General features: G+C 61.4%; 26 protein-coding genes. 9 read left to right on the top strand and 17 right to left on the bottom strand.

Annotation, left to right across the window (positions count from 1 at the left end):
- Positions 1-139 precede the first annotated feature (139 nt).
- The 3 genes from NIM86_RS14230 (at position 140) to NIM86_RS14220 (ending at position 3170) form a co-directional block, all read left to right on the top strand.
- On the top strand, positions 140-589 hold the full coding sequence (locus NIM86_RS14230; RefSeq protein ID WP_253383116.1) for a tripartite tricarboxylate transporter TctB family protein: 450 nt from the start codon (positions 140-142) through the stop codon (positions 587-589).
- Positions 589-2118, top strand: a complete 1530-nt coding sequence (locus tag NIM86_RS14225; RefSeq protein WP_253383115.1) for a tripartite tricarboxylate transporter permease — start codon at positions 589-591, stop codon at positions 2116-2118. Before NIM86_RS14230 ends, NIM86_RS14225 begins: the two co-directional genes overlap by 1 nt.
- Positions 2119-2216: 98 nt before the next feature.
- Complete coding sequence (locus NIM86_RS14220) at positions 2217-3170, top strand: tripartite tricarboxylate transporter substrate binding protein (protein ID WP_253383113.1); 954 nt, start codon at positions 2217-2219, stop codon at positions 3168-3170.
- A 74-nt stretch (positions 3171-3244) separates the two neighbouring features.
- Here the strand turns inward: NIM86_RS14220 and NIM86_RS14215 are convergent, their stop codons facing one another.
- Entirely contained in the window at positions 3245-4237 is a 993-nt protein-coding gene (locus NIM86_RS14215) for a D-2-hydroxyacid dehydrogenase family protein (protein ID WP_253383112.1), read from the bottom strand.
- Positions 4234-5352 (bottom strand): AbrB family transcriptional regulator, encoded by a 1119-nt coding sequence (locus NIM86_RS14210; protein WP_253383111.1) that lies wholly within the window; start codon positions 5350-5352, stop codon positions 4234-4236. The genes NIM86_RS14215 and NIM86_RS14210 overlap by 4 nt, the downstream gene beginning before the upstream one ends.
- A 123-nt stretch (positions 5353-5475) precedes the next feature.
- Here NIM86_RS14210 and NIM86_RS14205 point away from each other — a divergent pair, with 123 nt between their 5' ends.
- The 4 genes from NIM86_RS14205 to NIM86_RS14190 all read left to right on the top strand — a co-directional run bounded on the left by NIM86_RS14205 (position 5476) and on the right by NIM86_RS14190 (position 9504).
- Positions 5476-6399 carry a LysR substrate-binding domain-containing protein gene (locus NIM86_RS14205; protein WP_253383110.1) on the top strand — a complete coding sequence of 308 codons (924 nt, stop codon included), beginning with the start codon at positions 5476-5478 and terminating at the stop codon, positions 6397-6399.
- A gap of 106 nt (positions 6400-6505) precedes the next feature.
- Complete coding sequence (locus tag NIM86_RS14200) at positions 6506-7297, top strand: SDR family NAD(P)-dependent oxidoreductase (protein ID WP_253383109.1); 792 nt, start codon at positions 6506-6508, stop codon at positions 7295-7297.
- Positions 7298-7301: 4 nt separating this feature from the next.
- Positions 7302-8669 (top strand): MmgE/PrpD family protein, encoded by a 1368-nt coding sequence (locus NIM86_RS14195; RefSeq protein WP_253383108.1) that lies wholly within the window; start codon positions 7302-7304, stop codon positions 8667-8669.
- Between the two features lie 25 nt (positions 8670-8694).
- Complete coding sequence (locus tag NIM86_RS14190; protein WP_253383107.1) at positions 8695-9504, top strand: enoyl-CoA hydratase/isomerase family protein; 810 nt, start codon at positions 8695-8697, stop codon at positions 9502-9504.
- 24 nt (positions 9505-9528) lie between these two features.
- Here NIM86_RS14190 and NIM86_RS14185 read toward each other — a convergent pair whose 3' ends face one another.
- The 8 genes from NIM86_RS14185 to NIM86_RS14150 form a co-directional block, all read right to left on the bottom strand.
- Entirely contained in the window at positions 9529-10974 is a 1446-nt protein-coding gene (locus tag NIM86_RS14185; protein WP_253383105.1) for an FAD-binding oxidoreductase, read from the bottom strand.
- Positions 10971-12401, bottom strand: a complete 1431-nt coding sequence (locus NIM86_RS14180) for an MmgE/PrpD family protein (protein ID WP_253383103.1) — start codon at positions 12399-12401, stop codon at positions 10971-10973. The genes NIM86_RS14185 and NIM86_RS14180 overlap by 4 nt, the downstream gene beginning before the upstream one ends.
- A 26-nt stretch (positions 12402-12427) precedes the next feature.
- Entirely contained in the window at positions 12428-13279 is an 852-nt protein-coding gene (gene sseA / locus NIM86_RS14175) for a 3-mercaptopyruvate sulfurtransferase (protein ID WP_253383101.1), read from the bottom strand.
- Positions 13280-13289: 10 nt separating this feature from the next.
- The gene (locus tag NIM86_RS14170; protein ID WP_253383099.1) at positions 13290-14798 is read right to left on the bottom strand and encodes a tripartite tricarboxylate transporter permease; all 1509 of its coding nucleotides are present in this window, start codon (positions 14796-14798) and stop codon (positions 13290-13292) included.
- A 10-nt stretch (positions 14799-14808) separates the two neighbouring features.
- Complete coding sequence (locus NIM86_RS14165) at positions 14809-15273, bottom strand: tripartite tricarboxylate transporter TctB family protein (protein ID WP_253383097.1); 465 nt, start codon at positions 15271-15273, stop codon at positions 14809-14811.
- An 85-nt stretch (positions 15274-15358) separates the two neighbouring features.
- Entirely contained in the window at positions 15359-16324 is a 966-nt protein-coding gene (locus NIM86_RS14160) for a tripartite tricarboxylate transporter substrate binding protein (protein ID WP_253383095.1), read from the bottom strand.
- Between the two features lie 102 nt (positions 16325-16426).
- Positions 16427-17794, bottom strand: coding sequence for an adenylosuccinate lyase (gene purB, locus NIM86_RS14155; RefSeq protein ID WP_253383093.1), 1368 nt, complete (start codon positions 17792-17794; stop codon positions 16427-16429).
- A gap of 60 nt (positions 17795-17854) precedes the next feature.
- A complete protein-coding gene (locus NIM86_RS14150) occupies positions 17855-18187 on the bottom strand; it encodes a carboxymuconolactone decarboxylase family protein (RefSeq protein WP_253383091.1) in 333 nt (110 codons plus the stop codon).
- 100 nt (positions 18188-18287) lie between these two features.
- Here NIM86_RS14150 and NIM86_RS14145 point away from each other — a divergent pair, with 100 nt between their 5' ends.
- Positions 18288-18980, top strand: a complete 693-nt coding sequence (locus tag NIM86_RS14145; protein ID WP_253383089.1) for an IclR family transcriptional regulator — start codon at positions 18288-18290, stop codon at positions 18978-18980.
- 19 nt (positions 18981-18999) lie between these two features.
- On the opposite strand, the gene NIM86_RS14140 is transcribed toward NIM86_RS14145, so the two are convergent.
- The gene (locus tag NIM86_RS14140; protein ID WP_253383087.1) at positions 19000-19458 is read right to left on the bottom strand and encodes a MarR family transcriptional regulator; all 459 of its coding nucleotides are present in this window, start codon (positions 19456-19458) and stop codon (positions 19000-19002) included.
- Positions 19459-19572: 114 nt separating this feature from the next.
- Between NIM86_RS14140 and NIM86_RS14135 the strand changes: the two genes are divergently transcribed.
- Positions 19573-21561, top strand: a complete 1989-nt coding sequence (locus tag NIM86_RS14135) for an FAD-dependent monooxygenase (RefSeq protein WP_253383085.1) — start codon at positions 19573-19575, stop codon at positions 21559-21561.
- Positions 21562-21659: 98 nt separating this feature from the next.
- Here the strand turns inward: NIM86_RS14135 and NIM86_RS14130 are convergent, their stop codons facing one another.
- The 6 genes from NIM86_RS14130 to NIM86_RS14105 form a co-directional block, all read right to left on the bottom strand.
- Positions 21660-22646, bottom strand: coding sequence for a TRAP transporter substrate-binding protein (locus tag NIM86_RS14130; RefSeq protein ID WP_253383083.1), 987 nt, complete (start codon positions 22644-22646; stop codon positions 21660-21662).
- A 65-nt stretch (positions 22647-22711) separates the two neighbouring features.
- Positions 22712-23158, bottom strand: coding sequence for a TRAP transporter large permease subunit (locus NIM86_RS14125; protein WP_253383081.1), 447 nt, complete (start codon positions 23156-23158; stop codon positions 22712-22714).
- The gene (locus NIM86_RS14120; protein ID WP_253383079.1) at positions 23130-24014 is read right to left on the bottom strand and encodes a TRAP transporter large permease; all 885 of its coding nucleotides are present in this window, start codon (positions 24012-24014) and stop codon (positions 23130-23132) included. The genes NIM86_RS14125 and NIM86_RS14120 overlap by 29 nt, the downstream gene beginning before the upstream one ends.
- Positions 24011-24511 carry a TRAP transporter small permease gene (locus tag NIM86_RS14115; RefSeq protein WP_253383077.1) on the bottom strand — a complete coding sequence of 167 codons (501 nt, stop codon included), beginning with the start codon at positions 24509-24511 and terminating at the stop codon, positions 24011-24013. The genes NIM86_RS14120 and NIM86_RS14115 overlap by 4 nt, the downstream gene beginning before the upstream one ends.
- A 112-nt stretch (positions 24512-24623) precedes the next feature.
- Positions 24624-25799, bottom strand: coding sequence for a LysR family transcriptional regulator (locus NIM86_RS14110; RefSeq protein ID WP_253383075.1), 1176 nt, complete (start codon positions 25797-25799; stop codon positions 24624-24626).
- Positions 25796-26662: an NAD(P)-dependent oxidoreductase gene (locus tag NIM86_RS14105; protein ID WP_253383074.1), complete on the bottom strand. Its 867-nt coding sequence runs from the start codon at positions 26660-26662 to the stop codon at positions 25796-25798. The genes NIM86_RS14110 and NIM86_RS14105 overlap by 4 nt, the downstream gene beginning before the upstream one ends.
- Between the last annotated feature and the right edge of the window lie 110 nt (positions 26663-26772).

The following is a 26772-nucleotide window of genomic DNA, read 5'->3' as shown; positions in this document are numbered from 1 at the left end:
TGCGGTGACAAGGCGCGCATCGCGCGGTCCGAGCCTGAGCGATGGTTATGCTCGCCTTCTCTTTGGCCTGTTGTGACAGGCCGGCAAAGGTTCGATGCTCCAGTTCAGGAGGAACGCACTGGACCGAATGGAGGGGAAAGTGCTCGATCGAGATTTCCGAGACATCATTGCCGGACTGGGTCTGACAGCAGCGGGAAGCGCTGCGGCGATCTATGCCGCCGCCCATTATTCGGTGGGCACGGTCACGCGGATGGGTCCTGGCATGATGCCCGTATCGCTGGGTGTCATCCTCGCCGCGTTCGGCCTTGCCATCGCCGCGCCGGCCTTCTTCCGCCGAGGCGAAACGGTGCCGCTCAATCTTCGGCCGCTCATCGTCCTGACCATAGCTATCCTGACATTCGCACTGATGATCGAACCGGTCGGCCTCATAGCCGCAGTATTCAGCACGACCGTCATCGCGACCCTCGCCGAGAGCCGGGTTTCTCTGGGTAAGGCGCTGATACTGGGCGCAGCCATGTCGCTTCTGACTTGGACGATTTTCATCGCCGGTCTTGGTCTTCCGATCCGCTCGTTCGGCTGGCCGTTCTGATGGAATTGCTCTCGAACCTGGCCCTCGGCCTTCAGACTGCGATCACGCCGTCCAACCTTCTCTATTGTTTCGCGGGCGTCTTCCTCGGCACCTTCGTCGGCGTCATTCCCGGCGTCGGGCCGCTGGCGGCCATTTCGATGCTGTTCCCGATCACATTCTATCTGGACCCGACGGCCGCCCTCATCATGCTCGCGGGCATCTATTACGGCACGACCTATGGCGGCTCGACCGCCTCGATCCTGCTGAACATTCCAGGTGCGACATCGGCTGCGGTGACCTGCCTCGACGGCTATCCGATGGCGCAACAGGGCCGGGCAGGCGTCGCCCTTTTCATGACGACGATCGCGTCGTTTGTCGGCGGATCGTTCGGCATCATAGTCCTCAGCCTGTTCTCGCCGCTGATTGCCGAATATGCCCTGACCTTCGGCCCGGCCGAATATTTCGCCCTGATGGTTCTGGGTCTCGTCGCCGCTTCCACCATCGCGAACGCATCCCCGTCAAAGGGATTGTCCATGGTCGTGTTCGGCATGCTGATCGCGACGGTCGGCACTGACAGCCAGAGCGGCATCGGGCGCTTCACCTTCGGATCGATGAGCCTGCTGGAAGGGTTCGGCATAAGCGCCATGGCGATGGGCCTCTTCGGCGTTGGCGAAATCCTCAGTTCCGTGGGCGCGACCCGAAACGCGAAGATCGATAGCGACAGCGCGAAGTTGCGTAATATGTTGCCGACCAGGGAGGATTGGGGCCGCTCATGGATGCCCGGTGTTCGTGGCTCGTCCATCGGCGCCTTCTTCGGAGCGCTGCCGGGGACAGGCCCCTCCATCGCCGCTTTTATGGCCTACGCGGTCGAAAAGCGCATTTCGAAGACACCCGAACGGTTTGGCCAAGGCGCGCTGGAGGGGGTCGTCGCGCCGGAGACGGCGAACAATGCGGCCGATCAAACCGCTTTCATTCCCACTTTGACCCTCGGAATTCCGGGCAGCGCGACCATGGCCCTGATGTTGGGCGCACTGATGATCCATGGCATCCAGCCAGGTCCGACCCTGATCGTCCAGCAGCCCTCGCTATTCTGGGGGCTCGTCATGAGCTTCTGGATCGGAAACCTGCTCTTGCTGATCCTGAACCTTCCCCTGATAGGGATCTGGGTCCGGCTCCTTCTGATCCCGTATCACTATCTCTACCCCGCGATCCTCATTTTCCTTTGCATCGGCGCCTACAGCGTCCGCGCCAACCCCGCCGACGTTCTGGTGATCCTCGGTTTCGGCGTTCTGGGCTACGCCATGCGCCTTGCCAATCTGCCGGCGGCTCCGCTGCTTTTGGGCTTCGTACTGGGCCCGTTGGTCGAGATGCAATTTCGCCGGGCCATGGTGCTGGCGAGAGGCGATCTCACTTCTTTGCTCGAACGTCCAATAGCCGGATCGGTCCTCGTCCTCTCCGCCATCATGCTGATCTGGACAATCGCAGGCTCGATCATCCGCCATCGGCGGCAATTTTCGGATGCGGTCAATCCAACTGAGGTCGGAGGATAGGAGGAGACGGGCGCGCGGTTCCCCGACAGCGCCGCGCTGCGGCCGCCCAAAGGCCGCATGAACTCCAAAAACGATAACCATCCAAGGAGGAGACGAAAATGAAAACGCTTCTATTGGCGACAATCGCGGCTACCCTCAGCGCCACGGTTGCCTTCGCGCAGGACAAATTCCCTTCAGGTCCGGTCACGATCATCGTGCCCTATGGCACGGGCGGATCGACGGACCTCACCGCACGACCCCTCGCCATCGAACTGGAGAAGATCTGGGGCCAGCCGGTCGTCATCGTCAACAAGCCCGGTGCGGGTTCGATGATCGGAACGACAGAGATGACGCAGGCCGAGCCGGACGGCCAGACACTGCTGATCAACACTGCGGCGATCACCACGGCTCCGGCGATCCAGAAGGATCTGCAATTCGATCCGGAAACGGACGTCACGCCGATCTCGCTGCTGATCACCAGCCCTTACGTTCTGGTCGGCGGCGCAAAAGTTGAATCGGACGACTTTTCCGGCTTCCTGGAGGAGGCGAAGGGACGGTCGATGTTCATGGGCACGGCAGGCCCCGGCAGTTCGAGCCACTTCATGTCGGAACTGGTTATCGAAGCCGCCGACCTTCCCGCCGATGTCGTCCATTTTTCCGGTGGCGGCGAAGCACAGACCAACCTGATGGGCGGCCACGCCGACACATATATCTCCACCACGGCAAGCGTGATGCCCTATGTCAATGACGGCCGCGTCAAGGCGCTCGCCGTTCTTGCACCGGAACGGTTCGAACTTCTGCCGGACGTTCAGTCAAGCGGCGAAGCCGGCGTATCCGGCGTCGACATTAACGGGTGGGTCGCGCTGTTCGGACCGGGCGGCATGGACCCCGCACTGGTCGAACAGATCAGCGCCGATTTCGCCGAAGCTATGGCGTCGGACACGATGAAGGAACAACTCAAGCAAAACTATGCCGTGGCCGGCGACCTTTCGCCGGAAGAGTTCAAGGAGATCTATCTTCGCGACATGAAGACCTGGAAGGATCTCGCGGCCAAGCGCGGCATCGGCCAATAATTCGAGAACGCCATGCAGCAGACAAACGCAGCCGGCCCATGGCTTGGGCCGGCTGTTTTGCGTTTCATGCAGCGTCACGCAGAAGCGTCGTCGTGCAGATCGCCATCGAGCCATGACCGCAGGTTCGCGACGGTCTGACCATAAAAACTTTCGAAGGTTTCCTGCACGCAATATCCGAGATGCGGCGTCGTCAGTACATTGCGCGCCTTGCGGATGGGATCGTCTGCCGGGAGCGGTTCGTGGTCGTAAACATCGATCCCCGCGCCGCGAATGCGTCCGTTCTGAAGAGCATCGAGCAGCGCATCCCTGTCGATGAGCGGTCCGCGAGACGTATTGATCAGAAGCGCGTCCGGCCGCATCCGTTCGATGTCCTCCATACCCACGATTCCCTTCGTCGTCGGTCCGAGAACGAGGTGCAGCGAAACGATGTCAGCGGTTTCGAACAGGACGGATTTTTCCACGAATTCCGCTCCGCCCTCTCTGGCGCGCTCCGGCGTCAGGTTCGGGCTCCAGGCAATCACGTTCATTCCGAAAGCCTCGGCGATGGATGCCATGCGCGAGCCCAGCCTGCCGAGGCCAACAAGGCCCAGCGTCCGGCCGTAAAGTGCGCTTCCGAGTTGAACCTGCCAGGCCCCTTCGCGCATCTCATTATGTTCGCCGGGAATGTGCCGCATCAGACCGATGATGAGTCCCCATGCCAGTTCCACGGTCGCATAGATCCCGTTGCCGCTGCCATCTGTTGTCATGATGGCGATCCCGAGATCGGACGCCGCATCGGTGTCGAGTGTTCGGGTCTGCCGCCCGGTCGTCGCAATCGCCTTCAGATTGGGTAAAGCTTGCAGGACGCTCCCCGGCATGGGCGTGCGTTCGCGCATGAGACTGATCGCATCGTAAGGGGCGAGTTCTTCGATCAAGCGATCCGGCGCGATCGCCTCGCGCAGAAACGTCACCTCGGCCGTTTCGTCCAGCACGGACCAGTCCGCCATGCGGTGCGCCACTCCCATGTAATCATCGAGAACGGCGATACGGGCCGGGCGACCCGTTGGAAGAGGGCGAAGCGTGGTCATGATGCAGAAGCTCCTTTTTTATTGCGTCGTTCGCGGCGAACGATCAGCCGCACGATCCATGGAATGTTCGGCATGAAGATGAAGATGCGGATCAGATGAAAGGTCGTGATGAGAACGACATTCTGCTCCAGAAATTTGGCGGTCAATGCCATTTCGACAGCGCCACCAGGCGCGGCGCCCAGCACAAGCGTCCGCCAGTCGACGCCGGTCAGAAGCGCGATGCCGACACCCGACAATGAGCAAAGCAGAAGCAAAAGCAGAGCCGTCGCCACGCTCGCCAGCGATAATCGCAAGGCCGAGCTCATCACCTCCCGCCGGAAGGTCGAGCCGAGCCATGCGCCAAGCACGACCTGCGCGAGAGCCATGACGACCGAGGGGTAGGGGGCCAGTCCGAACCCGCTGGCCGATAGCGCCGCCGCCATCGACATCGGACCGAGAAAATTCGGGTTTGGGACGCGGAGGACGCGGAACAGACGCGCAAACGCGATGCCGACTGCTGCAAGGGCGACAATCGAGACAGGATCGCCTATTTCGAGCGTTACCGGCGGACGTCCCGTTTTCGGCCAGCCGTCGATCGCATAGAGCGCGGCGGGCAGAAGAAGAACGACCGCCGAGAGGCGCACGGTCTGCGAAAAGATCACCGGCATGGGATTGAAGCCCGCCTCCATTGCCATTGTTGCTGCTTCGACCGGACTGGTGGGAGCCGCCGAAAGAAACGCCTGAGCGAGGCTCTGGCCTGTCAGGCGCGCTGAAACGACGGCGACCAGAAAGATACAAGCGCCCGTCACCAGCGCTGTGCCGACAAGCACCGGCGCAAGCTCTGCTATGAGACCGAAAGCGGCGGGTGAAAAAGCCAGCCCGACCTGGGTTGCGACGACGATCTGGCCGAAGGGGCGCAACCGGTTCGGCACGACAATGGGCGGGTCGAAACCGATAAAGATGGCCGCCGTCAGCAGCAGCGGGCCGATCATCCATGGCAGCGGCGCGCCGATGCGCTCGAACAGCCAGCCCGCGCCGATGCACGACAAGAATAGCGCGGCGAGTCCGACCCATGCCAGCGCCGGGCGTATGGGAGGTGGGGCTGATGCTCCGGGCGCGGGAGGTTTCGGGTTCATGACCTTTGTTTCGACTGGGATTGACGCCTCTCCAGCCTGTCTTGACGCAAATCCCTCACGAAGAATAGCCTAACCTGAACGGATGTCCGGTACGCTTTAATTGCCCAAGGATAACCATACATTATGCAACGCCGTCGCATTAGTTTGCCTTTGAACCCTCTTCGCTCTTTTGCGGTCGCGTCCCGCCACAAGACATTTACGGCCGCTGCCAAGGAACTGGGCGTCAGTCAGGTCGCCATCAGCCGGCAGATCGCCATTCTGGAGAACTTTCTGGACGTAAGTCTCTTCGAACGCGGGGTGCGGTCTGCAAAGCTGACCGAGGTGGGCCGCGCGTTCGGCCTGGAGATCGCCGGTCTGTTCGACGATCTGGAACGCGCAACACAGCGAATGATAAGTCATGAAACGGAAGGCACGGTCAATCTTCGCGTCCACCCGACCATGGCGCATCACTGGCTTATGCCCAAGCTAACGGCATTCACCCGGCAATATTCCGATATCCGTGTGCGCTTCGACACAAAAGTCGAGCCGCTTGACTTCCGTGGGACGCATCTGGACGTGGCGCTTCAACTCGGCGCAGGCAATTGGCGCGATGCGCGCAGCCGGAAGCTTTGGGACGAACAGGTCGATGTCGTCTGCAGTCAGTCCTATCTCGACTCGATCGGTGGGCTTGAGAAACCCGAAGACGTGACCAAAGGCGAATTGCTGCATTCGCGATATCGCCGGCGTGCGTGGGAATTCTGGGCGCGTGCGACCGAAGTGGATATGGACTTCAATGTCGGGACTGATTTCGAAACCTCGCTTCTGACATTTTCTGCGGCACAACAGGGCTTCGGGCTGGCGATAGGCCAGCTTGGACTGCTGGATGACGTCATCAGGGAAGGAAAGCTCGTCCGCCCGTTCGACATGCGCATCCCAACGGGCGCCGCCTTTCACGTGATATGGCCGACGACTGTTTCGGTAAGCGTGAAGACACGGCGGTTCATCGACTGGTTGCTCGATCAGGTCGGCCAACCGCGCGAATTCTTCAAGGCCGGCCAGCCCGACTGAGACCGATCTGAACAAACGAGCGATTTGCAGAGCCTTACCCCTAGTCAGGTCCAGCCCCGCTGCGGCGCTGTTAGACTGATCTGAACTTCGGGAGGAAACTGCGGTCATGAGTGGACGACTGAGCGGGAAGGTCGCAATTGTCACAGGGGCGGGTCAGCAGCCGGGCTCGACGCCTGGCAATGGCCGCGCCACCGCCATCCGCTTTGCCGAAGAAGGCGCGACCTGCGTGCTGGTCGACATTAATCACGACTGGGCCGAGGAAACACGCGAGATGATCGGCCAGGATAAGGCCGTCACCGTTGCGGCAGACGTCACCGACGAGGCGGCGTGTCGGGACATCGTCCGCCAGACCCTTGAAAAATTCGGCCGGATCGACGTCCTGCACAACAATGTCGGCCTGTCCAAGGGAGATCGTGCGACGCCAGACCTGGACGCCGATGTCTGGGACCGGATCATGACGCTGAACCTCAAGAGCATGTTCATGCTCTGCAAGGCTGCGCTGCCCTCCATGCGCGAGCGCCGCACCGGTTCCATTATCACGATTTCCTCGACATCCTCGCTCTCGATGCGGCCGACCGTCGGTTACAAAACGTCCAAAGGCGCGATCAATACCTTCACGCAGCATATCGCGGCGGAAAACGCGCCGTTCGGCGTGCGCGCGAACGTCATCCTTCCCGGGCTTATCGACACGCCCATGGCCATCGAACGGCGCGCTGCCGAAAGCGGTCGCTCCCGCGAGGACATTCGGGCCGAACGCGATGCGCTGGTTCCGATGGGGCATATGGGTGAGGCATGGGACGTGGCGAATGCCGCCGTCTTCCTCGCCTCCGATGAAGCCCGATACGTCACCGGCGTGCTCCTGCCGGTCGATGGCGGCCTGCTGCTGAAGCGGGGATAGGGCTTTGACAGGCAATCCGCTCAACATATTGGCGCAGGCCGCCGAAAGCTGGCAAAGCCGCGAATTGAGCGAGGCTGTGGAACACGATACCCGCCGCGCGGTGCTGGATTTTTTTGCAGCCCTCTTGCCGGGCTGTGTGGAAGCGCCGGCGGTAGCAGTCGCGCAGGCGCTTAGGACCGGGCGTGGAACAGGCGAGGCCGTTTCCTATGTCGACGAAGGCCGGACCGCCACACGCCACGCCGCGCTGCTGAACGGCACCGCAAGCCATACGGTCGAGTTCGACGACATCTTCCGGGATGGCGGATATCATCCCGGCAGCCCGACCATATCGGCTGCGTTAGCCGTAGCGCAGGCTGAAGACGCCGGCGCCGAACGGTTTCACCGGGCAATCATCGGCGGCTACGAGGTCGGTTGCCGCATTGCACTGGCGCTCCAGCCCAGCCATTACCGAAACTGGCACATCACCGCGACCGTCGGCACAATCGGGGCAGCCGTGTCCACCGCCATGCTAAAGCGTTGCGATGCAGAGGCTATCGGTCACGCCATTGCCATCGCCACGAGCTTTGCCGGCGGCCATCAGGAGAATTTGCAGGGGCGCGGCCTCACCAAGCCGCTGCATTGCGGCCATGCCGCCGAGGCGGGCGTGCTGGCGGGCCTTGCCGCTGCAGAGGGCGTGACCGGCTCGCCCGATAGCCTCCACGCGCCGCATGGCTATGCCGCCGCGACCAGCGACAGCACCGGCAACTGGACAGCCGGGCTCGAAGGCCTGGGCAAGTGGACACCCATTTCCCGAATGACATTCAAAAATCACGGCTGTTGTGGCCATATCTTCCCAACTCTGGACGCGATCTGCGCCATGCAGAAAACGCATGGTTTCAAGCCCGACGACATCGAACGGATCGACATTCTCGGTTACGGGCCGACCGTCTCCATCTGCGACAGAATGGATGTGAGCAGCGCCCGCGATGCGCGCTTCAGCATCCAGTACTGCACAGCAGCCCTATTTCTCACTAGCGCGGTGCGCCTGTCCGCCTTCAAGCCCGACACTTTAGGCCGCAGCGACATCCGCAATTTCATGGCAAAGGTTAGGGTTGCAGAAGACGCCGAAATTGCCGCCGCCTATCCAGCGAAACGCCAGGCCCATGTTTCTATAACGTTTCATTCAGGCGAGGTGATCGACCATTTCCAGCCAACACGAAAAGGCGATCCCGACGATCCTTTGACCGACGCCGAACTGCTCGAAAAATATGACGAACTGTCCGCCGTCGTTCTGACACCGGAGGACAGTGCCCGGCTGCGCGACGTCATCATGACGTCGGATCGACTGCCTGGCGATCTCATCATTAATGCCTGCAGCTCCTCCGAGGCTTGAACCATATTTCAGGGATTAAGTGACCATGAGTGACACCACATCGCCTCAGTCCGCCGCCTTCATAGATATCGAAAGACGTGGCGTTATCGCCATCATCCGGCTCAATCGCCCTGACGTTCGGAACGCCATCAACGATCAGATGCGGCAGGAGCTGATCGCCGCATTCGAATGGGCGGAGCGGACAAACGATATCCGTGCGATTGTGCTGACCGGGGCCGGCAAGGGTTTCTGTTCTGGCGGCGATATCGCCGGCATGCGCGAACGCCTCGACGCTATTCCGGGCGAAGTCGCCTTCAATGGCTGGAAACGCCAGAAACAGACCCATCGAAGCCTGGTTGCCATTCATGGGTGCAGCAAGCCCGTCATTGCGGCCGTAAACGGCGCGGCGTTCGGTCTCGGTCTGGATATGGCCATGGCGTGCGATTTCATCGTGGTGGCGGATGGCGCGAAAATGTCCATGAACTTCTTGAAGAGAGGCCTCGTCTCGGACGGCGGCGGGATGTATTTTCTGCCGCGCCGCGTAGGCCTGCCGCGGGCCAAGGAACTCATTCTTTCCGGCCGCACCGTTTTAGCGGACGAAGCCCTGGCGATCGGCCTTGCCGACCGAATGGCGTCGCTCGACGAACTGATCGACGTCTCCTGCAGCTGGGCCGAGGAGCTGGTTCAGGGATCGCCCGCTGCCGTGGCGCTGACGAAAGCCATTCTCGACAAAACATTCGAAAGCTCCGACGAGGAGATTTTCGCTCTCGGACGTCAGGCTCAGGCCGTCTGCTACACCACCAAGGAGCACCGCGCCTCCGTGGAGGCCTTTCTTGAAAAAGCCGACGCAAAATAAGGAAGGGCGCTCAAGCGACGCCGATCAGAGAACAATAAATTTGCCAGGGTTCATCAGGCCGTGAGGATCGAGCGCCTGCTTGAGCGTGACATTGATGTCGTGTTCGGCCTTGGAGCGATAGGAGCGAATTTCGGCCGCCTTCAGAAGACCGAGGCCGTGCTCTGCTGAGATCGAGCCATTCATCTTCATGGCGATTGGATGGACAATGTCGTTCACTGCCTCCCAATGCCCAAGAAACTCGTCCTTGGCCATGTGGTCCGGCTGAGTGAAGTTGAAATGGACATTGCCGTCGCCGACATGACCGAAGGCGCAAAGATGAATGCCGGGCATGTACTCTTCTACCGCTGCCCCCGCTTCGCCGATAAATTCCGGAATGCGGCTGACCGGCACCGATATGTCGTGCTTGATCGAGCCTCCGGCCTTTTTCTGCGCTTCCGGCGTGCGCTCGCGGAGTGCCCATAGTTTCTCGGACTGGTCCAGCGATTCCGCAATAACGGCGTCGGTGACGAGGCCATCTTCGAACGCCTTCTCCAGAATGCCTTCGAAGACCGGGCGCAGGTCCGACGCTTCACGCGAGGTCGACAATTCGATTAACGCATACCACGGCGCGCGGGCTTCTAATGGGAAAGCGCCGCCGGCATGGTCGCAGACGATGCCGCACGCGAAGCCGGACATGAGTTCGAAAGCCGTGACCTGATCGCCGCTTTCGCGCCGGGCGAGCGAAAGCAGCGACAGCGCCGCCTCGACGGAGGGCAGGGCGCAAAAGGCGGTCTGTGTATCGGCCGGGGCCGGAAACAGCTTCAAAACCGCGGCTGTGATAAAGCCGACCGATCCTTCCGATCCGATGAAGAGATGTTTGAGCGCGAAGCCGGAATTGTCCTTATAAAGCGGCCGCATCCCGTTCCAGATGGTCCCGTCGGCCAGAACGACTTCCAGGCCCAGACAAAGCTCACGAGCATTGCCGTATTTGAGTACGCCGACGCCGCCGGCATTACTGGCGAGATTACCGCCTATCGTGCAGCTTCCCTCAGCCCCGAGAGACAGTGGGAACAGGCAGCCGTCACGCGTCGCGGCGGCCTGAATGTCGGCCAGAATCGCTCCCGCTTCGACCGTGATGGTATAGTTGACCGGATCGACCTGCCGAATTTTGTCCATCCGGCGAAGGGATATGACGGCTTCGCCCGCACTGGCGACGGCTCCGCCGACAAGACCGGTATTCCCGCCCTGGGGCACCATCGGCACCTGCGCCTCGGCGCAGATACGAACAGCCATCGACAATTCCTCGGTGGTCGATGGCGCGATAGCGATCCGTGCCTGGCTTTCGAACAGGCCGCGCTCCTCGACCAAAAGCGCGGCAAGACGGTCGGGATCGTCGATGACCGCAGACGCGGGCAACGCGTCGCGAAGGCGCTGGACGAAACCTTCCGGCAAATCGCCGGTAACGGCATTGGGAGCGACAGACGGCTTCATGAGATGGACACTTCCAGCGCTTTGGCGTCATTGCCGGTTTGTGAGGGCATGTCAGCGGACGAGACGAGGTCGAAAAGCGACGCTGCCTTCCAGTCTCGCTTCAATCCGGCGAGACCTTCCGACCAGGCGATCAGGCCAGCGAAATCGGTCGGCAAGGTTGTCAGCTTGAGGACGTCAGCCGTGCGGCGATCCATATCGGCATCGCTCCACGGCGCTTCCGGGTCGCCGCGCCGGAATGCGCGTGTTTCGCTGATTTCGCCGCGCGCCGTATTCAGCGTGACGCGCGCAGGCCGCTCCTTCGGAAATCTCGCCGTAAATTCTGCATCCTCTTCCAGACGGATCTCTGAGGCGCGTTTACGGACAGCCGGGTCGGAGACAAGCGCATCGGTCAGGCCGGTGAGACTCGGCGGTTTGCCCATCAGCGTCGCTGCGATGCAGAATGCCGTCGAAAACTTCGCCTCCGCGACCGTTTTCGGATCGCTGACACTTGCAATCGCCAGCGCAGATTGCGGCAGCGCCACCGTTACAGGGCAATCGGACGCGGCGAAATCGGGAGAGGCCTTCGCCAATTGCGCGGCACAGTCGAGGGCCGAGTGCATCTGCCCGCAGACCGGCCAGCCCTTGACTGTGACCGTATGGATCATCTCTTCATCGCCCGGCGTCAGCCAGTTGGAGTCGCGATCGTCCAGATGCCAGGATGCGCGCATCCCTCGCGGCCCCTCCAGAACCCGCGCTGCGCCTTTGATGCCGGCCTCGGCGAGAAGAGTAGCGTCCAGCCCGTTGCGAACGGCGGATGCGGCATGAAAGGCCTTCGCATCGGCGGCGCCGTCGTCGAGAAACGCCCAGAGCCCGGCTGCCTGTGTGCCCGCATGGCCCAACGCCCACAAAGTCTGCTCGCGGTCGAGCCCGATGGCGCGCGCCGCACCCGCCGCCGCGCCAAGAGCGCCAGCCGTGGCGGTCGAATGATTGATGCGGTAGTGCGCCGCGCCGAGATGACTGCCGACGCGAAGAATGGTTTCGAAACCGGCGACGATGGCCGCTGCGACCGTCGGGGCCGGAAGGTTGCGCGCGTCGGCGAGCGCCAGAACAGCCGGAATGACCGTAATGCCGGGATGCGAGGTGGAATCGCGATGGGCGTCGTCCACCTCCCAGAAATGGCTGACCGCCGCATGATAGGCGGCTGCTGAGGTCAGCGGCCTTCTGCTTCCATCGATCAGCGCATGGCAGGGGCCGCTTTCGCCTGGTCGCAAAATGGCGGTTCGGTATGCCGGGAAAAGAGAATGACCCGTTCCGGCAATCAGCGCGGAGGCCCAGTCCAGCATGGTTGTCCGCAAGCGCTCGCGAAGGCGGCTGTCATCCGGATCGACCCGATAACCGCTCACGAAACCGGCGAGCGCCGCCAGTTCCGGTTCGCTCGACGCGGACATTTTATTCGCAGGGGAGGGCGCCGACGTCATGATGCTCCGGTCTCCACGGGAAGGTCCGGACGGCTCTCCTGTCCCCACTCCGCCCACGACCCGTCATAGACCGCGACCGTGCCCAGCCCTGCGGCTTCGGCGCCAAGTGCGAGGACGGCGGCGGTCACGCCAGAGCCGCAGCTTGCCACGAGCGGCTTGCCATTCATCGCGCCGGTCTTCGTCCAGATGTCCCGCATTTCGTCGGGCGAGCGATAGCGGCCATCGGCGATCAACCGGTCGAATGGCAGGTTGAAAGCGCCAGGCATATGACCGGATCGCAGGCCCGGACGCGGCTCGGGCGCTTCTCCTGCAAATCTTGGCGCACCCCGGGCGTCGACGACGGTTTCCGATCCGGCTTCCAGCGCTGATTTCACCTCTGAAGAGGAGCGCAAACGGCTGGTATCCGGGCGCGCCGAGAAATCGCCAGACAGCCTTGGTTCCGCCGGACCGCTCTGGAGCGGTCGGCCCGCTTGTTCCCAGGCGGGCAAGCCGCCATTCAGCACGGCGACCGCGTCATGACCCATCGCCTTGAACATCCACCATGCGCGGGGCGCCGCGAAAATGCCAGCTCCGTCATAGATGACGATTTTGCTCCGCTGCGAGATACCGAGTTGCCGCGCTGCGGTCTCGAACTGATCCGCCGGAGGCAGCATATGAGGCAGCGGGCTCACCTCGTCCCGAACATCGCCATCGAAATCGAAACGTTGAGCGCCGGGTATATGCCGGTCGGCAAAGTCGGCGTCGGGATCGCGTTCGTCGGCGGGCATGTACCAGCTCGCATCCAGCACCATCGTGTCGGGATCATCGAGCATCGCGGCGAGGGTGTCGACCTCGATCAGGGGATTCATGGCATATCCTTCAGGCAGGCTCGACCGCTTTGCGCCTACGCCGGCGGCCGAGGATAGGCGGCAGGACAAGCGACAGGATCGAAATGAGGAGAATGGTGCCCGAGATCGGGCGGGTGACGAAGGGCAGGACCGAGCCCTGACCGAAGGCCAGGGCAAGGCTAAGCTGTTCCTCGGCCATCGGACCAAGGATGAGGCCGAGAATGACAGGAAGGACCGGCACTCGTGCAATATGCAGGAAGTAACCGAGCAGCCCGAAGCCAAGGAAACAGTACACATCGAACATGCGATTGTTCAGCGCGTAGCAGCCGACCGTACACAGGATGAGCAGTACGGGGATGACGTACTGGCGCGGCACGGAGATCGCCTTGACGGTAAGCGGAATGAAGAAGTGATAGACGAGTGTGCAGAAGGCGAACGCGACGAAGAAGGCGATGAAAACCACCCAGACGATATCGCCGTGGTCGCGGAAGAGTAGCGGGCCGGGGTCGATGCCATGCAACATGAAGGCGCCCAGCATCATCAGGGTCGATGCATCGCCGGGAATGCCGAGCGTCAGCATCGGGATGAGCGCCCCGCCCATCGATGCGTTGTTGGCCGCTTCCGGCGACATGACCGATTCCGGCAATTCGCCGGTGCCGAACTTTTCGGGCTGACTGCTGGCGCGCTTTGCCTGCGAGTAGGCGACGATATTCGATAGCCCCGGCCCGACTCCGGGCAGAATGCCGATGACGATTCCGAGAAAGGTCGAGCGGCCGAGATCGCGCTTGCGGCTCATCACCTCGCGGAACGTGCCCATGAATTCGCGCAGCTTGTAATTGATTTTGATCATGGTGGCCGAGCGGCCGATGTCATCGGTATCGGCCAGTAATTGCGGAATGGCGTAAAGGCCGATCAGGGCCGGCAATTCGTAAAAGCCGGATTCGAATGCCGTGAAGCCGAAGGTCAGGCGCGTTTGTCCCGACGCTTCGTCGAGGCCGACAAGCGCGAGCGCCAGACCGATGAAAGCCGCCATGAACGCCTTCACCGCTCGTCCCTTCGACGACATGGCCGAGATGCAGGTGAAGGTGAAGACGACGAGAGCGAAGTACTCCCACGGCCCGAAAGACAGCGCCACCTTGGCGAGCGTCGGCGCGATGAGCACCAACGCCAGACCCGATAAGACGCCGCCAATCATCGAGGAATAAACGGCAAGACCGAGCGCTCGGGTCGCCTGCCCTTTAGCGGCCATGGGATAGCCGTCGAGACACGTGCCTGCGGAGGCGGGCGTGCCGGGAATATTCAGAAGGATGGCGCCGACGAGCCCGCCGGAAATCGCGCCGCAATAGACGCCCATCAGCAGCGGAATGGCGAATTCGATTTCCATTGCGTAGGTCAGCGGCACCATCAGCGCGATGGCCATGGTGGATGTCAGACCCGGTATGGAGCCGATAACGAGGCCGCCGGTGACGCCACAGAAAATCGCAAAAAGGGTCCAGGGCTGAAAGACATGGGCCGCGCCCTGAAGCATGAGATCGTACATGAACCGGTCCTCAGGGCAGGAAGGCTTGCAGGTAAACCACAAGCAGTTGATAGATCAGCGCCAGCGTGCAGACCGAGACCAGGGCCGCTATGACGAGTGAGACGGGCGTCACGCGAGGCGTCAGCAAAGCGATGGTGGCAAAGCAGAAAATGCCCGTCGCAATCAGAAAGCCGAGCGGCTTGATAGCGGCGAGATAGATTACGAAGAGCGCGAGCAGCAGCATCCGCCGCGGACGGAACGTCATCGCCAGCGTCTGGCGGAACCCTATGCCTTCATCTGCCGGCGACGGCAGAAACAGCGTCCGCAGCGTTTCGATGACGCCCATGACCAGGCCCAGGCCGAGTACGAGTTGCGGAAAGAGTTTGGCGGAGGTGAAACTGGCCGCACTGATCTCGCGCAAGTCACCGATCTGCGTAAACGCGATCAGCAGCACGGTCAGATACACGCCTGAAAATATCAGATCGATGGTGCGCAAGGTAAATCCGTCCTTTCAAGGCTTGAAGGGGAGCCCGGCCGCCAATCGGAAGCGGCCGGGCCAGGGTAGCCGAACCCGGTCGGGTTCAGTTGCCCTCGGATGTGAGATTGAACTTGTCGGCGAGTTCCTCGATACGCGCATAGCGCTTGGCCAGAACGTCATCGAGTTCGGTGCCCTTGGCGGGAACCACCGTCATCGACTGCTTGCCGAGCTTTTCCTGACAGGCCGGGTCTTCGGCCGCGGCGATCCAGGCGTCCGCCAGCGTATCGATCGCCTCCTGCGGCGTGTCCTTCGGCGCATAGGTCGTGAAATACATGGCGAACTGGCTGTCCGCGCCCTGCTCCTGGCCGGTCTGCGCATCGCCAAGCCGCGGATCGCGATCGGCCGAAAGCACCGCGACCGGCTTCATATCGCCGGAGTCGACATAGGGCGCCGCCGCACCGACAGCCGTTGGAACGAGTGTCAGATTGCCCTGAATAGCAGCGACGATACGGTTCTTGTCGCCTGACATCGGGATGGTGCGCACATCATCGACGCTGACGCCCGCCTGCTCGAGGAAATCGAGGGCGGCAAAGTGCGAAAAGCCGTTCAACGCCGTGCCGATGGTGTAGCTGCCGGGGTTTTCCGAGACTTTCGACTTCAGCGATTCGACGCCGTCGATGCCGCTATTGGCTCCGGCGAAGATGCCGTAGTTCATCGCGACGGTGGATGCGACGGGTTTGAAGGCGGTATAATTGTAATCCGAACGGCCTGTTGCCAGACCCATATCCATGCCCTGATGCGCCCAAAGCAGTTTGTAGCCGTCCGGGCGGGCATCGCGAACTTCCACTTCGCCGATCTTTCCGCGCGCGCCTTCGATGTTCTTGATCAGCACCTTCTGGTCGATCTGACCTTCGAGGCATTGTGCGAATACGCGCGCCGAGACATCGGAACCGCCGCCGGGGCTGAATGGCACCACCAGCTCTATCGGCTTGTCCGGGAATGCCAGCGCCGATGTCGCGGCCAAGGCCGAGACAGCAGCCGCAAGGGCGTAACTGGAAAATTTCATCATAATCGATCTCCTCCCATGGATCTGGTGCGGGGCGCATAAGGCCGGCCCTGCGAAGCCTTTCAAACCGGGCGGCCCTCCAGTCGCCCGGCGCGCTGCCGTTTTCTAGACGGCGAGCCAGTCAGAATCCTTTTCGCGGGCGACGACGCGGTCGACACTCTCCCCGATGGCTCCGAGATAGGCATCCGGGGTCGTCAGTTCGGCAACCTGTTCGTCATCGAACGTATTTGAAATGTGCGGGTGGGCGCGAAGCGCATCGGCAAAATCCAGGCCCTGTTCGATCCCGGCCATTGATGCCTCGTAAAGCCACTCATGCGCGGTGTTCTTGCCGACTTTCTCGCCGAGTTCGAGCATCACCTTTTCCGAAAGCAGGTAGCCGCCCATCATATTGACGTTGCGCCGCATATTCTTGGCATCGACGCGCAGCCCCTTCAAAAGCGCTCCCGCCTGGAAGAGGATGGCGCCGGAAACGAGCATCGTTTCGGGAACAGCCTTCCATTCCGATTTCCAGGCGACGCCGTCCCGCTCATGTTCCGCAACCATGGCTTCCAGCATCATCGAAGCCGAATAGCGGATCGAACGGCCAAGCATGGCGACATTCTCGGCTGAGGTCGGGTTACGCTTGTGGGGCATGGTCGACGAGCCGAGCTTGCCTTCGGTAAAGCCTTCCTCGACCTCGGCGAATTCGTTGCGCTGCATATTGGCCAATTCGTTGCCGATCTTCGACAAGGTGGCAGCGATCATAGCCATGAGGCCGGTATATTCGGCGATCCTGTCGCGCGCCGGCGCCCATGAAATATCGGTTGCGCCAAGGCCGAGCCGCTCGGCGACCTTCGCCTCGATTTCGGCAGCGCGCTCGCCGTAACTGGCCTGACTGCCGACAGCGCCGACCAGCATGACGACGAACAGTCTCGGCTCGGCCTGCTTCAGGCGTTCGGCGTGGCGCGACAATTCGTCGAGCCAGATGGCGCATTTGTGGCCGAAGGTGATCGGCAGGGCCTGCACAGAATGGGTGCGCCCGACCATCACCGTATCGCGATGTTCCTGCGAAAGACGAAGCAGTTCCCGACCGATCACCGCCATATCGCGCTTGACCAGTTCGTGAGCCTCCCTCAGCTGAAGAATAAGACCGGTGTCGACAACGTCCTGCGTCGTCGCGCCGTAGTGGATGTTCTCCGATCCCGCTTCACTGAGCTTGCCGTGCATCTGCTTAAGAAGCGGCACCAGCGTATGTTTGATCCGGCGGGTCTCTTCGGCGACGGCCACAAGATCGATGTCGCTGATCCGGCAGGCCGCAACGATCTCGTCGGCGACATTTTTTTCGATAATTCCAAGCTCGCCCTGCGTGGCGGCAAGCGCAGCTTCGAAATCCAGCCATTTCTGCAGCCGGTTGTCTTCACTGAATACCGCGCGCATCTCCGGGGTGGACCAAAGATGCTGCATCGTCTGCATGTCGAATACGGAAACGGTCATCCGCAACTCCTCCCATCGCGACTGTCGCTCTTCACTGAAGAAGAAACAGCCGCCCGCGTCTTACTCGTCGCCGTAAAATTTCATCGCCAGTCCGCCATGAGCAGCGGCGGCGCCTGCGCAAAGGGCTGCCGAAAGCAAGACCGCTTCGGCTACCTCGGCCTTGCTGACGCCCGCGGTCTTGGCCTTTGTCACATGGCTTTCGATGCAGTAAGGACAGCCCGTCGCATGGGCGACAGCCACCGCAATCATCTCGCGCACCTTGATCGGAATCTGACCATGATCCTGGCCCGGTATCGAATTCAGCGTCATCCACGCTTTGAAATCGTCTGGCGCGAGCTTGGCCATCTCCATGCGATGCTTGGCGTCGTCCCCGCCGTAATATTCTTTCGCCACGTCTGTTCTCCTCCTCTAAATTTCATTCAATGAAATATGTATCAATGATTGAAACAGTAAGTTTGATATCTGTCAACAGCGAAAGCGGGGGAGGGACGTTATGACGAGTTCGAAGCGGCCTCCTGCGGGCGTTCTGGATCGTGGACTGTGGCTGCTGTCCCAGTTTTCCATGGAACGAAAGAAGCTGCCCCTGAAGGAGCTTGCCAGTCTGTCCGGTCTGGACAAGGCGACGGCGCTGAGGCTCCTGAAGGTGCTGGTGGACTGGGGCTATCTGGTGAAGAACGCCGATGGCAGCTACAGCCCCGGTCCCTCCAATTTGCGCCTTGCGTCGATTTACCGGGCAACATCGAACACCATCACCCGGATCGAGGCGCCGATCGCACGCATTTCCGAAAGGGTCGGGCAGACAACGGCGTTCTTCGTCCGCTCGGGCGAGGAGCGGATATGCCTTGCCCGCGACCATGCCTATCAGGATTTTCGCTATTTCATCGAGGTCGGGGGAAGCGTATCGCTGTCGGAAGGCGGCGCGGCGGCGCAGCTTCTGATGGCCTATAGCGGCGAGGCCGGTGAACGCCATGACGAAACGCGAGGCCGTGGATATTATATCTCTCGCGGTGAACGTAACCGCCACTTCGCTTCGGTCGCCATGCCGCTTTTCGAAAGCGATGGCCAGTTTCTGGGCGCCCTCACGATCACCGGGCTGGCCGTCGATCTGCCCGACGACGATCTGATCGGTTTCGTCGACATCGTACGCGCCGAGGTTGCCGGGGCAGGGCTCTCCCTGTCCCGCTGATCTTTGAAATCAAAACGCCTCAGTGCTCATCGGCGGGAGCGGCGGCGATGGCCTTGCCGGCGAGCGCGATGAACTGTCGGTATTCTTCTTCGGTCAGGCCCGGAAGGATTTCAGTCTGAAGCGCGATGATCGCAGGTAGAAGCTCATCGAGAACACACTCGCCATCGCTTGTCAAAGCAAGAACACGGGCTCGTTTGTCCGTCGGACTGATATGCCGTGTGACCAGGCCCTTCTGTTCGAGCCGCTCGACAACGGTACCCAGCGTCGCGCGATCCTTCGCGACGAGTTGCGCCAGACTCTTCTGGTCGATCTTCGGATTGTGACCGAGTGCGTCCAGCGCCGCGAACTGTACCGGCGTAATATCGTATCCCATCTGCTGCACGTGACGATGGAAGACGAGCGTGGAGATTTGGTGCAGCCGGCGAATAAGATGCCCCGGCAGCCGCTCGCTCGCCCTAACTGATTTTCCCCTCGTCACCCAAACCTCCGAAACCGAACCGCAAAACGATACGTACACACATCATCTTGCATCCGCCAGCACTTTGCCGTTATAGTAAGTACACATATTATATCGCTCTGGAGGAGTAGCATTATGCAGTATCACGATCACGGCTTTCGGCCCGGCGATCCGGAACTGTCGGCCCCCGCACCCGGCCGGCCTCACCCTGCGGAGCTGCCCGAATGCGTCGATGTTCTAGTTGTGGGATGCGGCCCGGCCGGACTGACACTGGCGGCTTATCTCGCCGGTTTTCCCGAAATATCGACCCGCATTGTCGAGCGCCGCGCCGGACCGATGGAGAAAGGCCAGGCCGACGGTATTTCCTGCCGTTCCATGGAAATGTTCAACGCTTTTGGCTTCGCCGATACCGTCAAGCGGCAGGGCTATCAGGTGAACGAGACGGTTTTCTGGAAGGCCGATGCCGAAAAGCCCGATCACATCGTCCGCACCGGTCGGGTGGACGATGTGGAGGAGGGCATCTCTGAAATGCCTCACATGATCCTCAATCAGGCGCGGGTGCACGACATGTACCTGACGGTCATGGAGAAATCGGCGTCCCGGCTCATGCCGGACTACGGCCTCGAACTCGTCGACGTGACCGTTGACTCCGCAGATCAAGACTATCCGGCCACTGTGACGCTGAAGCATGCGGACGAACAGCCGGTCGGAGCAAAGAACGACGCGCTGGCCTCCGCCCGGGAAGAGACCATCACGATCCGGGCCAAATATGTTGTCGGCTGCGACGGCGCGCGCAGCCAGGTCCGCCATGCGATGGGTCTCGAACTGAAGGGAGATTCCGCCAATCAGGTCTGGGGGGTGATGGACGTTCTGGCGGTGACGGATTTTCCGGACATACGCTGCAAGACCTTGATCCAGGCGTCAGGCGGCGGAAACATCATCATCATTCCGCGCGAAGGCGGATATCTCCTGCGCTTCTACGTCGAACTCGGTTCGCTCAAGGCCGGCGAAAGACTTGCAAGGGACGAGGTGACTGTCGACCGGTTGATAAACGCCGTTCAACGCACGTTCAGACCTTACAATTTCTCCGTCAAGGAAGTGGCGTGGTGGTCGGTTTATGAAATCGGCCAGCGCCTGACCGACAAGTTCGACGATACGGATGACAGCAGTTCAGGGTCTCCGCGCATTTTCATCGCCGGCGATGCCTGTCACACCCATAGTCCGAAAGCCGGGCAGGGCATGAATGTGTCAATGGGTGACGCCTTCAATCTGGCGTGGAAGGTGGTTTCGGTGCTGACAGGCCGGTCGGATGAAAGTCTTCTGAAAACATATTCCGAAGAGCGGCAAGGCGTCGCGCAGGCGCTTATCGATTTCGACCGGGAATGGTCCCGCATCATCAGCGAGCGGGCGGATGCCGAGCCTGCCGGCGCGCAGGAGACGCCTCGGTTCCAACGTTATTTCATCGAGCACGGCCGCACCACGGCGGGCTTGTCGGTCATCTATGAGCCTTCCCGCCTCACGGGCAAGAAGACGTGGCAATCGCTGGCCGCAGGGTTTTCCATCGGTGAGCGGTTCCATTCCGCGCCGGTGGTGCGTCTGGCAGATGCCAAACCGATGCAACTCGGCGAGACGGTAGGCACCGACGCGCGTTGGAAGCTTTATGCGTTCGCCCCGGCAGCCGATCTCACTTCCGAAGCGTCGGCAATCGGCGAACTCTGCGATTACCTCGGCTCAGACCCGCAATCGCCAATCCGCCGTCACACCCGGCCAGGCGAAGACATCGACGCGGTGATCGACGTCCGCGCCGTCTTCCAGCAGGCAACGCGGAATCTCGATCTGGCGGCAATGCCATTGTTCCTCAAGCCGAAAAAGGGGCCGCTCGGCCTGATCGACTATGAAAAAATCTTCTGCTCGGATCAGCGGTCCGGCAAGGATATCTTCGATCTCAGGAACGTCGACCGGCAACAAGGTTGCCTCGTTCTCGTCCGGCCCGACCAGCACGTTGCCCACGTGCTGCCACTGGATGCGCGCGATGAATTGTCCGCTTTCTTTGCCGGCATTCTACTGCCGGCGCATGGCGATGAAGGCGAACCGGCCGTTCGGGCGATGGCGACCGGGACGTAGCACCGGCGACCGGCGGGTCCCGTCAGAGTTGAGATTCAAAGCAAAGACCCGGCCACCTTTCCGTGGCCGGGTCTTCTTCCATCCGTAAAATGAAACGGTTATTCGCTGAGAAGCGCCTCGACAAAGGCAGAGGCTTCCAATCCGGCATCGTCGGCTTCCTTGACGACCCGCTCGACCACCGGAGCCGAGGCATCGTCGAACTTCTTCGCCTCTTCGTCGGAAAGGGTGATGACTTCCTTGCCATCCGTTTCACCAAATTCCGCGAGCGTTTTCTCCGCGACCGACGCCCAGGCGTCATGACCGTTGCGGGCGGCCTCCTGCCCGGCATCCATCACGGCCTGCTGTTGTTCGTCGCTCAGATCGGAAAGAGAGTCGCGATTCATAATCAGGAAGAAGGCGGAAATCGTCGTCTTCATGCCCTGCGTCACATATTTGGTCACTTCGGCCAGCTTGAACGCTTTCAGCGTCGTCGCATCGATCATGGCGCCGTCAATGACGCCGGTCTGCATAGCGTTGTAGATTTCCGGGGCCGGCATGGAAACCGGAGTGGCGCCCCAGGCTTCGACCACCAGACCGGCATTGCGCGAGGGCACGCGGATCTTCATGCCGTTCAGATCCTCAAGGGCGCGGATCGGTTTTGAGGCGGACAGAAGCAGGTTCGGCGCGTTGTTCCAAAGCCCCAGCAAAGCGACCCGCCGGTATTCGTCGGACAGTTTGTCGACATTGGCGATGATCCTGTCGGTTCCGGTATCGGGAGAGATCACACCCGGCAGTTCCGTGAGCAGTGTCTTCGGAAAATTCGCGGCAGTGTAACCCGGCAAGCCGAACGCGATGTCGGTCACGCCTTCCACCGTTCTGTTGTATTGTTCCGCCGGACCCGGCCCAAGCTCTCCGCCCATATAGAAGGTGACGGTCACATCGCCGCCGGTCGCGTCCTCGACCGCTTTCTTGAACGGCTCATAGACCGCACCGACGACAAAGTGGCTCGGCGGCTGAAAATCGGCGAGCTTCAGCTCTTCGGCCGACGCGAGCGGGGTTGCCGCCAGCACCGCGAGAATGGCGGCTGTCAAAGATTGTTTGAACATGTGTTTTACCTCCGGTTGATTTCAATCTTTCGGGACAACGTGCCCATGGATCGGAGAACGCTTCTTCAGCCGAACATCGAATTCGGCAGAACGAGAGCGATCCCCGGTATGGCGATGATCAGCAGCAGGCCGACGATCATCGCGATGAGGAACGGCATGACGCCGCGAAAAACGGTCGTGAGGGGAACATCGCCTGCGACGCCTCGTACGACGAATACGTTCAGGCCGACCGGCGGCGTGATCGTCCCCATTTCGATGACGATAACGGCGACGACTCCGAACCAGATGGGGTCGAAACCGAGAGAGAGGATCACCGGAAAGACGATCGGGATGGTGACGACCAGCATCGACAGCCCGTCCATGAACATGCCGAGGACGACATAGGCGAGGAGTATGACGGAGAGCGTGCCGTATGCTCCGAGCCCAAGCGCGCCGAGACCGTCTCCCAACGCTTCAGGAATGCGGGTGATCGCGAAGAATGGGTTAAGGACGTTGGCGCCAATCACGATCATGTAAAGCATCGCCGAGGTGCCGAGAGTATTCAGCACCGCCTCTAAAGCCTGCCCATGTCAGCCGCCGGCGCGCTACCGCGAGCAGGATCACCAAAGCGGCGCCTATGCCGGACGCTTCGACCGGCGTGAACACGCCGGCGTAAATGCCGCCAATCGAGATGAAGATGATGGCCAATAGCGGCCCCGCCTGGCCGAGAACACGAAAACGCTGGCGGATCGGAACAGGCTCGCCGCGTGGACCGGCCTTCGGATCGAGCGTCGCGACGGTCCATATGGCGATCATGAAGAGTGCGGTCAGCAGAAGGCCCGGCAAAATACCGGCGATGAACAGCCGGCCGATCGATTCCTCGGTGAGGATGGCGTAGAGCACGAAACCCGTCGAGGGTGGAATGAGGAAGCCGAGCGTGCCGCCAGCGGCGATAGCCCCTGTCGAAAGGCTCGGCGCGTAGCCGAGACGGCGCATTTCCGGCAAGGCGACGCGGCCTAGCGTTACCGCTGTGGCGACCGACGAGCCGGAGACGGCGGCGAAGACCGCACATCCCAGAACGGATGCCGAAGCGAGACCGCCCTTGAAGCGCCCGACCCAGGCGAATGCGGCGTCGTAGAGACCACGACTGAAACCGGCGACCGCGGAAATATTGCCGAGCAGAACGAACATCGGCACGATGATGAGATTGTAGCTGGCGACAGCCGAATAGCTTTCGGTCAGAAGCACGCCGCCGGCGCTTCGCAGACCCTCCAGCGCCCAATAGCCGAAAAAGCCGGTCGCCAGCATGGCGAAGGCAACGGGTGTGCGCAGGATCAGCAGAACGAAAAGGCAGACGATCCCGACAATGCCGGCCGTGATCGGCGTCATCGCTGCGGACCTTGCGCGACGATGACCAGAAGCTGGATCGTGAAGACGAGAACGCAGAGTGCCGTGCCGACCGAAAGAATGGCGTAATACGGCCAGAGCGGCATGCGCAGCATATTCGTTGCATCGCCCCATTGCAGCGCGTCCAGCGCTTTCAACACCGCGCGATGGGTCAGAATGGCGAGGATCACGATGGCGATGGCGCGTGAAAGGATGTCGCCGAACATCCGGCCCCACGGCCCCAACATGGGATCGAACACGTCTACCGCCACATGCTCGCCGCGCGCACTGCAGTAGGGCAGAGCCGACATGACCAAAGCGACCGCGGTCAGCTGGACGATCTCGTTGATGCCGAGCAGCGGCTCGTTGAAGACATAGCGCGAGACGACGCCTGCGGTGACAACCACGACAAGGCCAAGAAGGCAGATCCCGCCGATGACCGTCAGCAGGATGGTTGCCTGATCGAGGCGTCGGGACAAGCGCGCCAGTCCGCTGGTCATGTTTCCTCCTTTGCGGCGTCCGGACGCCATGCATCCTCGCTGTATGACCGCTTGATAGCTGGTGATCTCCGGCGATGCCCAATTCAAACTCAGGAAGCGATATAAATTGACGCTATAGCGACTGAGTGTTCGCCTGCTCCCGGATCAGGTCCAGAAGGATCGATTGCGCTTTTGTCGGCACCCAGTTCTTTCGATAAGTCAGGCCAATAGGACGGCCGGGCCAGCTTTCGCCGACATCGATCTCGACGATCAGATCGCGCGAGATCTCGGCCACGGCCTGCTGTCCGGAGATACATCCCAGATGGTCGCTGGCTCCGATGATCTCGCGCATCAGGAGGATCGAACCAGCCTCGATGATACCATGCGGCAGGTTCATGCCATCGAAGAACTCGTCGAACTGCCCGCGCGCCGGCGTCCCCTTGCGCGGCACGACCCAGGGGTAGGCGGCCAATGTTTCGCGCGATAGGCCAGTCTTTCCGACCAGCGGATGATGCTTGCCGGCAATGATCGCCAGATGGTCGTCGAACAGCGGCTCCTGAACAATGTCGCCGATGGGCGCGGGTTGGCGCAGAGCACCGACGATGACGTCAATATCTCCGCGTCGAAGGCCGGTGAGAAGTTCGCCGTATAGACCATCGACAACCAGGACGTTCTGCCGAGGTCGTGTGGATCGGAAAGCCACCAGCGACTGTGGCAGCAGCGCTGACCGGGCGAGCGGCAGCGCACCGACCACGATGCGCCCGACCTCCATGCCCTCGAATTCCGCCAGATCGGCTTCCGCCTGGTCGAATTCGTGAAACGCGAGAACAATGGCGCGCGAAAGTGCGGCCGTCTGGCGTGACGGCAGCATTCCGAAAGACATGCGCTCGAACAGTTTGCGTCCGGCCTCGCGTTCCAGAAGGGTGATCGCGCGGTGAACAGTGGGTTGGGCCAGCCGAAGCCGACGCGCCGCCAGTGTCACGTTTTCGGTTTCGACGACCGCATTAAGCGCCTGCAACTGCGCCATCGTCGCCGTCAGTTTGAGCCGGGGCGATACGTCGGCGAGCGCGGGGTCGAGAAAGTCGAAGGCCCGTCGCAGCCGACCGACCAGTGCCTCGCCCCGCGGTGTGACGAAAAAGCCCTGCCGTGTGCGGTCGAAAAGCGCACCGCCGCATTCGCGTTCGAGCTTGCTGATCGCCTGGGTCACCGCCGGCTGCGAAACATGCGCGACCTTGGAGGCGAGCGTCAGCTTGCCGGTACCGGCGACCGCCAGAAACAACCGGAGGTGACGCAGATTGCGCGTGATCATAGCCGTTTCAGAAGGGCATCGGAGCGCCGCACCAGATCGTCGTCCTCAACGGCGAGACCAAGGCCGCCGATCTGCCGCTGCCAGGCGGCGATTGCGCCGCTCATGCGCGGTGGCAGTCCGAGTGCGGCCACGGTCTTTTCAACCTCATCCATTTCTGCCGCCCGCCTTGTACCGTGCGCCATCATCCGCTCGAGATTGTAATTGGAGCGACTGCGCCAGTCGAAGCCAGGATCGGAGGCCTGCAGAGAATCCAGAACCTGGGTTTCGACGCCCGCGCGGCGCGCGGCAAGGATGCACTCGGCGGTCAACGCCTCGAAACCCTTGATCATCACAGAACGGAGCATCTTTATGGCCGAAGCCTGGCCGACCTCGGTTCCTGCGATGGAAGCGTTCATATCGAGCGCCTTCAGTACGGCGAGCCCGTCTCTGGCATGCGGGCCCGAAAGAAGGATCGGGACGCGGTGCCCCTTCGGATGGACCGGCGCCATGATCGCCATGTCGACATAGCGGCCGCCACTCGCCTCGATTGCTGTCGCCGCCTCCTGTTTCGCCGTCGGACTGCAGCTATTGCCATCGAACCAGATCGCACCGGCGGCCAGATGCGGCGCCGCTTCCTGCGCAGCAGTAACAGCCTGATCGGCAGTGACGAGACAGAACACCGCGCTCGCGCTCGACAGCGCTTCAGCCCGCGTAGAGCACCCCGCGACGCCGGCATCCCGATAGCGTGCCTTGATGGCGCCACGCGTTTCGTCAGCGTCGGTTTTGATGTCATATGCCTTGATGGTACCGCGTTCGACTGGCCAGCCGTCACTGATCGTTTGACCGGCTTCGCCGAAGCCGATAATCGCGATTCGACTCTCCATGACGCGGTCTCCTGCTTTCGCCTGCCTTGCGCGACTGTCGCACGAAACACCCAGCTATGAGCAGTTATTATAGCTCAATCTTATAGTACGAACCGCGGTTTAAAATTGTC

Source organism: Notoacmeibacter sp. MSK16QG-6 (genome assembly GCF_024158145.1).
Lineage (GTDB): Bacteria > Pseudomonadota > Alphaproteobacteria > Rhizobiales > Rhizobiaceae > Notoacmeibacter.
This window is presented reverse-complemented; position numbering and strand designations above follow the sequence as displayed.

Excerpts from the sequence above, each read along its gene's own strand:
- purB (WP_253383093.1), bottom strand. The coding sequence starts at position 17,794 with ATGACCGTTTCCGTATTCGACATGCAGACGATGCAGCATCTTTGGTCC.
- NIM86_RS14130 (WP_253383083.1), bottom strand. The coding sequence starts at position 22,646 with ATGTTCAAACAATCTTTGACAGCCGCCATTCTCGCGGTGCTGGCGGCA.
- NIM86_RS14170 (WP_253383099.1), bottom strand. The coding sequence starts at position 14,798 with ATGTACGATCTCATGCTTCAGGGCGCGGCCCATGTCTTTCAGCCCTGG.
- NIM86_RS14110 (WP_253383075.1), bottom strand. The coding sequence starts at position 25,799 with ATGATCACGCGCAATCTGCGTCACCTCCGGTTGTTTCTGGCGGTCGCC.
- sseA (WP_253383101.1), bottom strand. The coding sequence starts at position 13,279 with ATGAATCCCCTGATCGAGGTCGACACCCTCGCCGCGATGCTCGATGAT.
- NIM86_RS14210 (WP_253383111.1), bottom strand. The coding sequence starts at position 5,352 with ATGAACCCGAAACCTCCCGCGCCCGGAGCATCAGCCCCACCTCCCATA.
- NIM86_RS14200 (WP_253383109.1), top strand. The coding sequence starts at position 6,506 with ATGAGTGGACGACTGAGCGGGAAGGTCGCAATTGTCACAGGGGCGGGT.
- NIM86_RS14180 (WP_253383103.1), bottom strand. The coding sequence starts at position 12,401 with ATGTCCGCGTCGAGCGAACCGGAACTGGCGGCGCTCGCCGGTTTCGTG.
- NIM86_RS14160 (WP_253383095.1), bottom strand. The coding sequence starts at position 16,324 with ATGATGAAATTTTCCAGTTACGCCCTTGCGGCTGCTGTCTCGGCCTTG.
- NIM86_RS14215 (WP_253383112.1), bottom strand. The coding sequence starts at position 4,237 with ATGACCACGCTTCGCCCTCTTCCAACGGGTCGCCCGGCCCGTATCGCC.
- NIM86_RS14115 (WP_253383077.1), bottom strand. The coding sequence starts at position 24,511 with ATGACCAGCGGACTGGCGCGCTTGTCCCGACGCCTCGATCAGGCAACC.
- NIM86_RS14105 (WP_253383074.1), bottom strand. The coding sequence starts at position 26,662 with ATGGAGAGTCGAATCGCGATTATCGGCTTCGGCGAAGCCGGTCAAACG.
- NIM86_RS14120 (WP_253383079.1), bottom strand. The coding sequence starts at position 24,014 with ATGACGCCGATCACGGCCGGCATTGTCGGGATCGTCTGCCTTTTCGTT.
- NIM86_RS14205 (WP_253383110.1), top strand. The coding sequence starts at position 5,476 with ATGCAACGCCGTCGCATTAGTTTGCCTTTGAACCCTCTTCGCTCTTTT.
- NIM86_RS14125 (WP_253383081.1), bottom strand. The coding sequence starts at position 23,158 with ATGATCGTGATTGGCGCCAACGTCCTTAACCCATTCTTCGCGATCACC.
- NIM86_RS14190 (WP_253383107.1), top strand. The coding sequence starts at position 8,695 with ATGAGTGACACCACATCGCCTCAGTCCGCCGCCTTCATAGATATCGAA.
- NIM86_RS14135 (WP_253383085.1), top strand. The coding sequence starts at position 19,573 with ATGCAGTATCACGATCACGGCTTTCGGCCCGGCGATCCGGAACTGTCG.
- NIM86_RS14220 (WP_253383113.1), top strand. The coding sequence starts at position 2,217 with ATGAAAACGCTTCTATTGGCGACAATCGCGGCTACCCTCAGCGCCACG.
- NIM86_RS14185 (WP_253383105.1), bottom strand. The coding sequence starts at position 10,974 with ATGAAGCCGTCTGTCGCTCCCAATGCCGTTACCGGCGATTTGCCGGAA.
- NIM86_RS14225 (WP_253383115.1), top strand. The coding sequence starts at position 589 with ATGGAATTGCTCTCGAACCTGGCCCTCGGCCTTCAGACTGCGATCACG.
- NIM86_RS14145 (WP_253383089.1), top strand. The coding sequence starts at position 18,288 with ATGACGAGTTCGAAGCGGCCTCCTGCGGGCGTTCTGGATCGTGGACTG.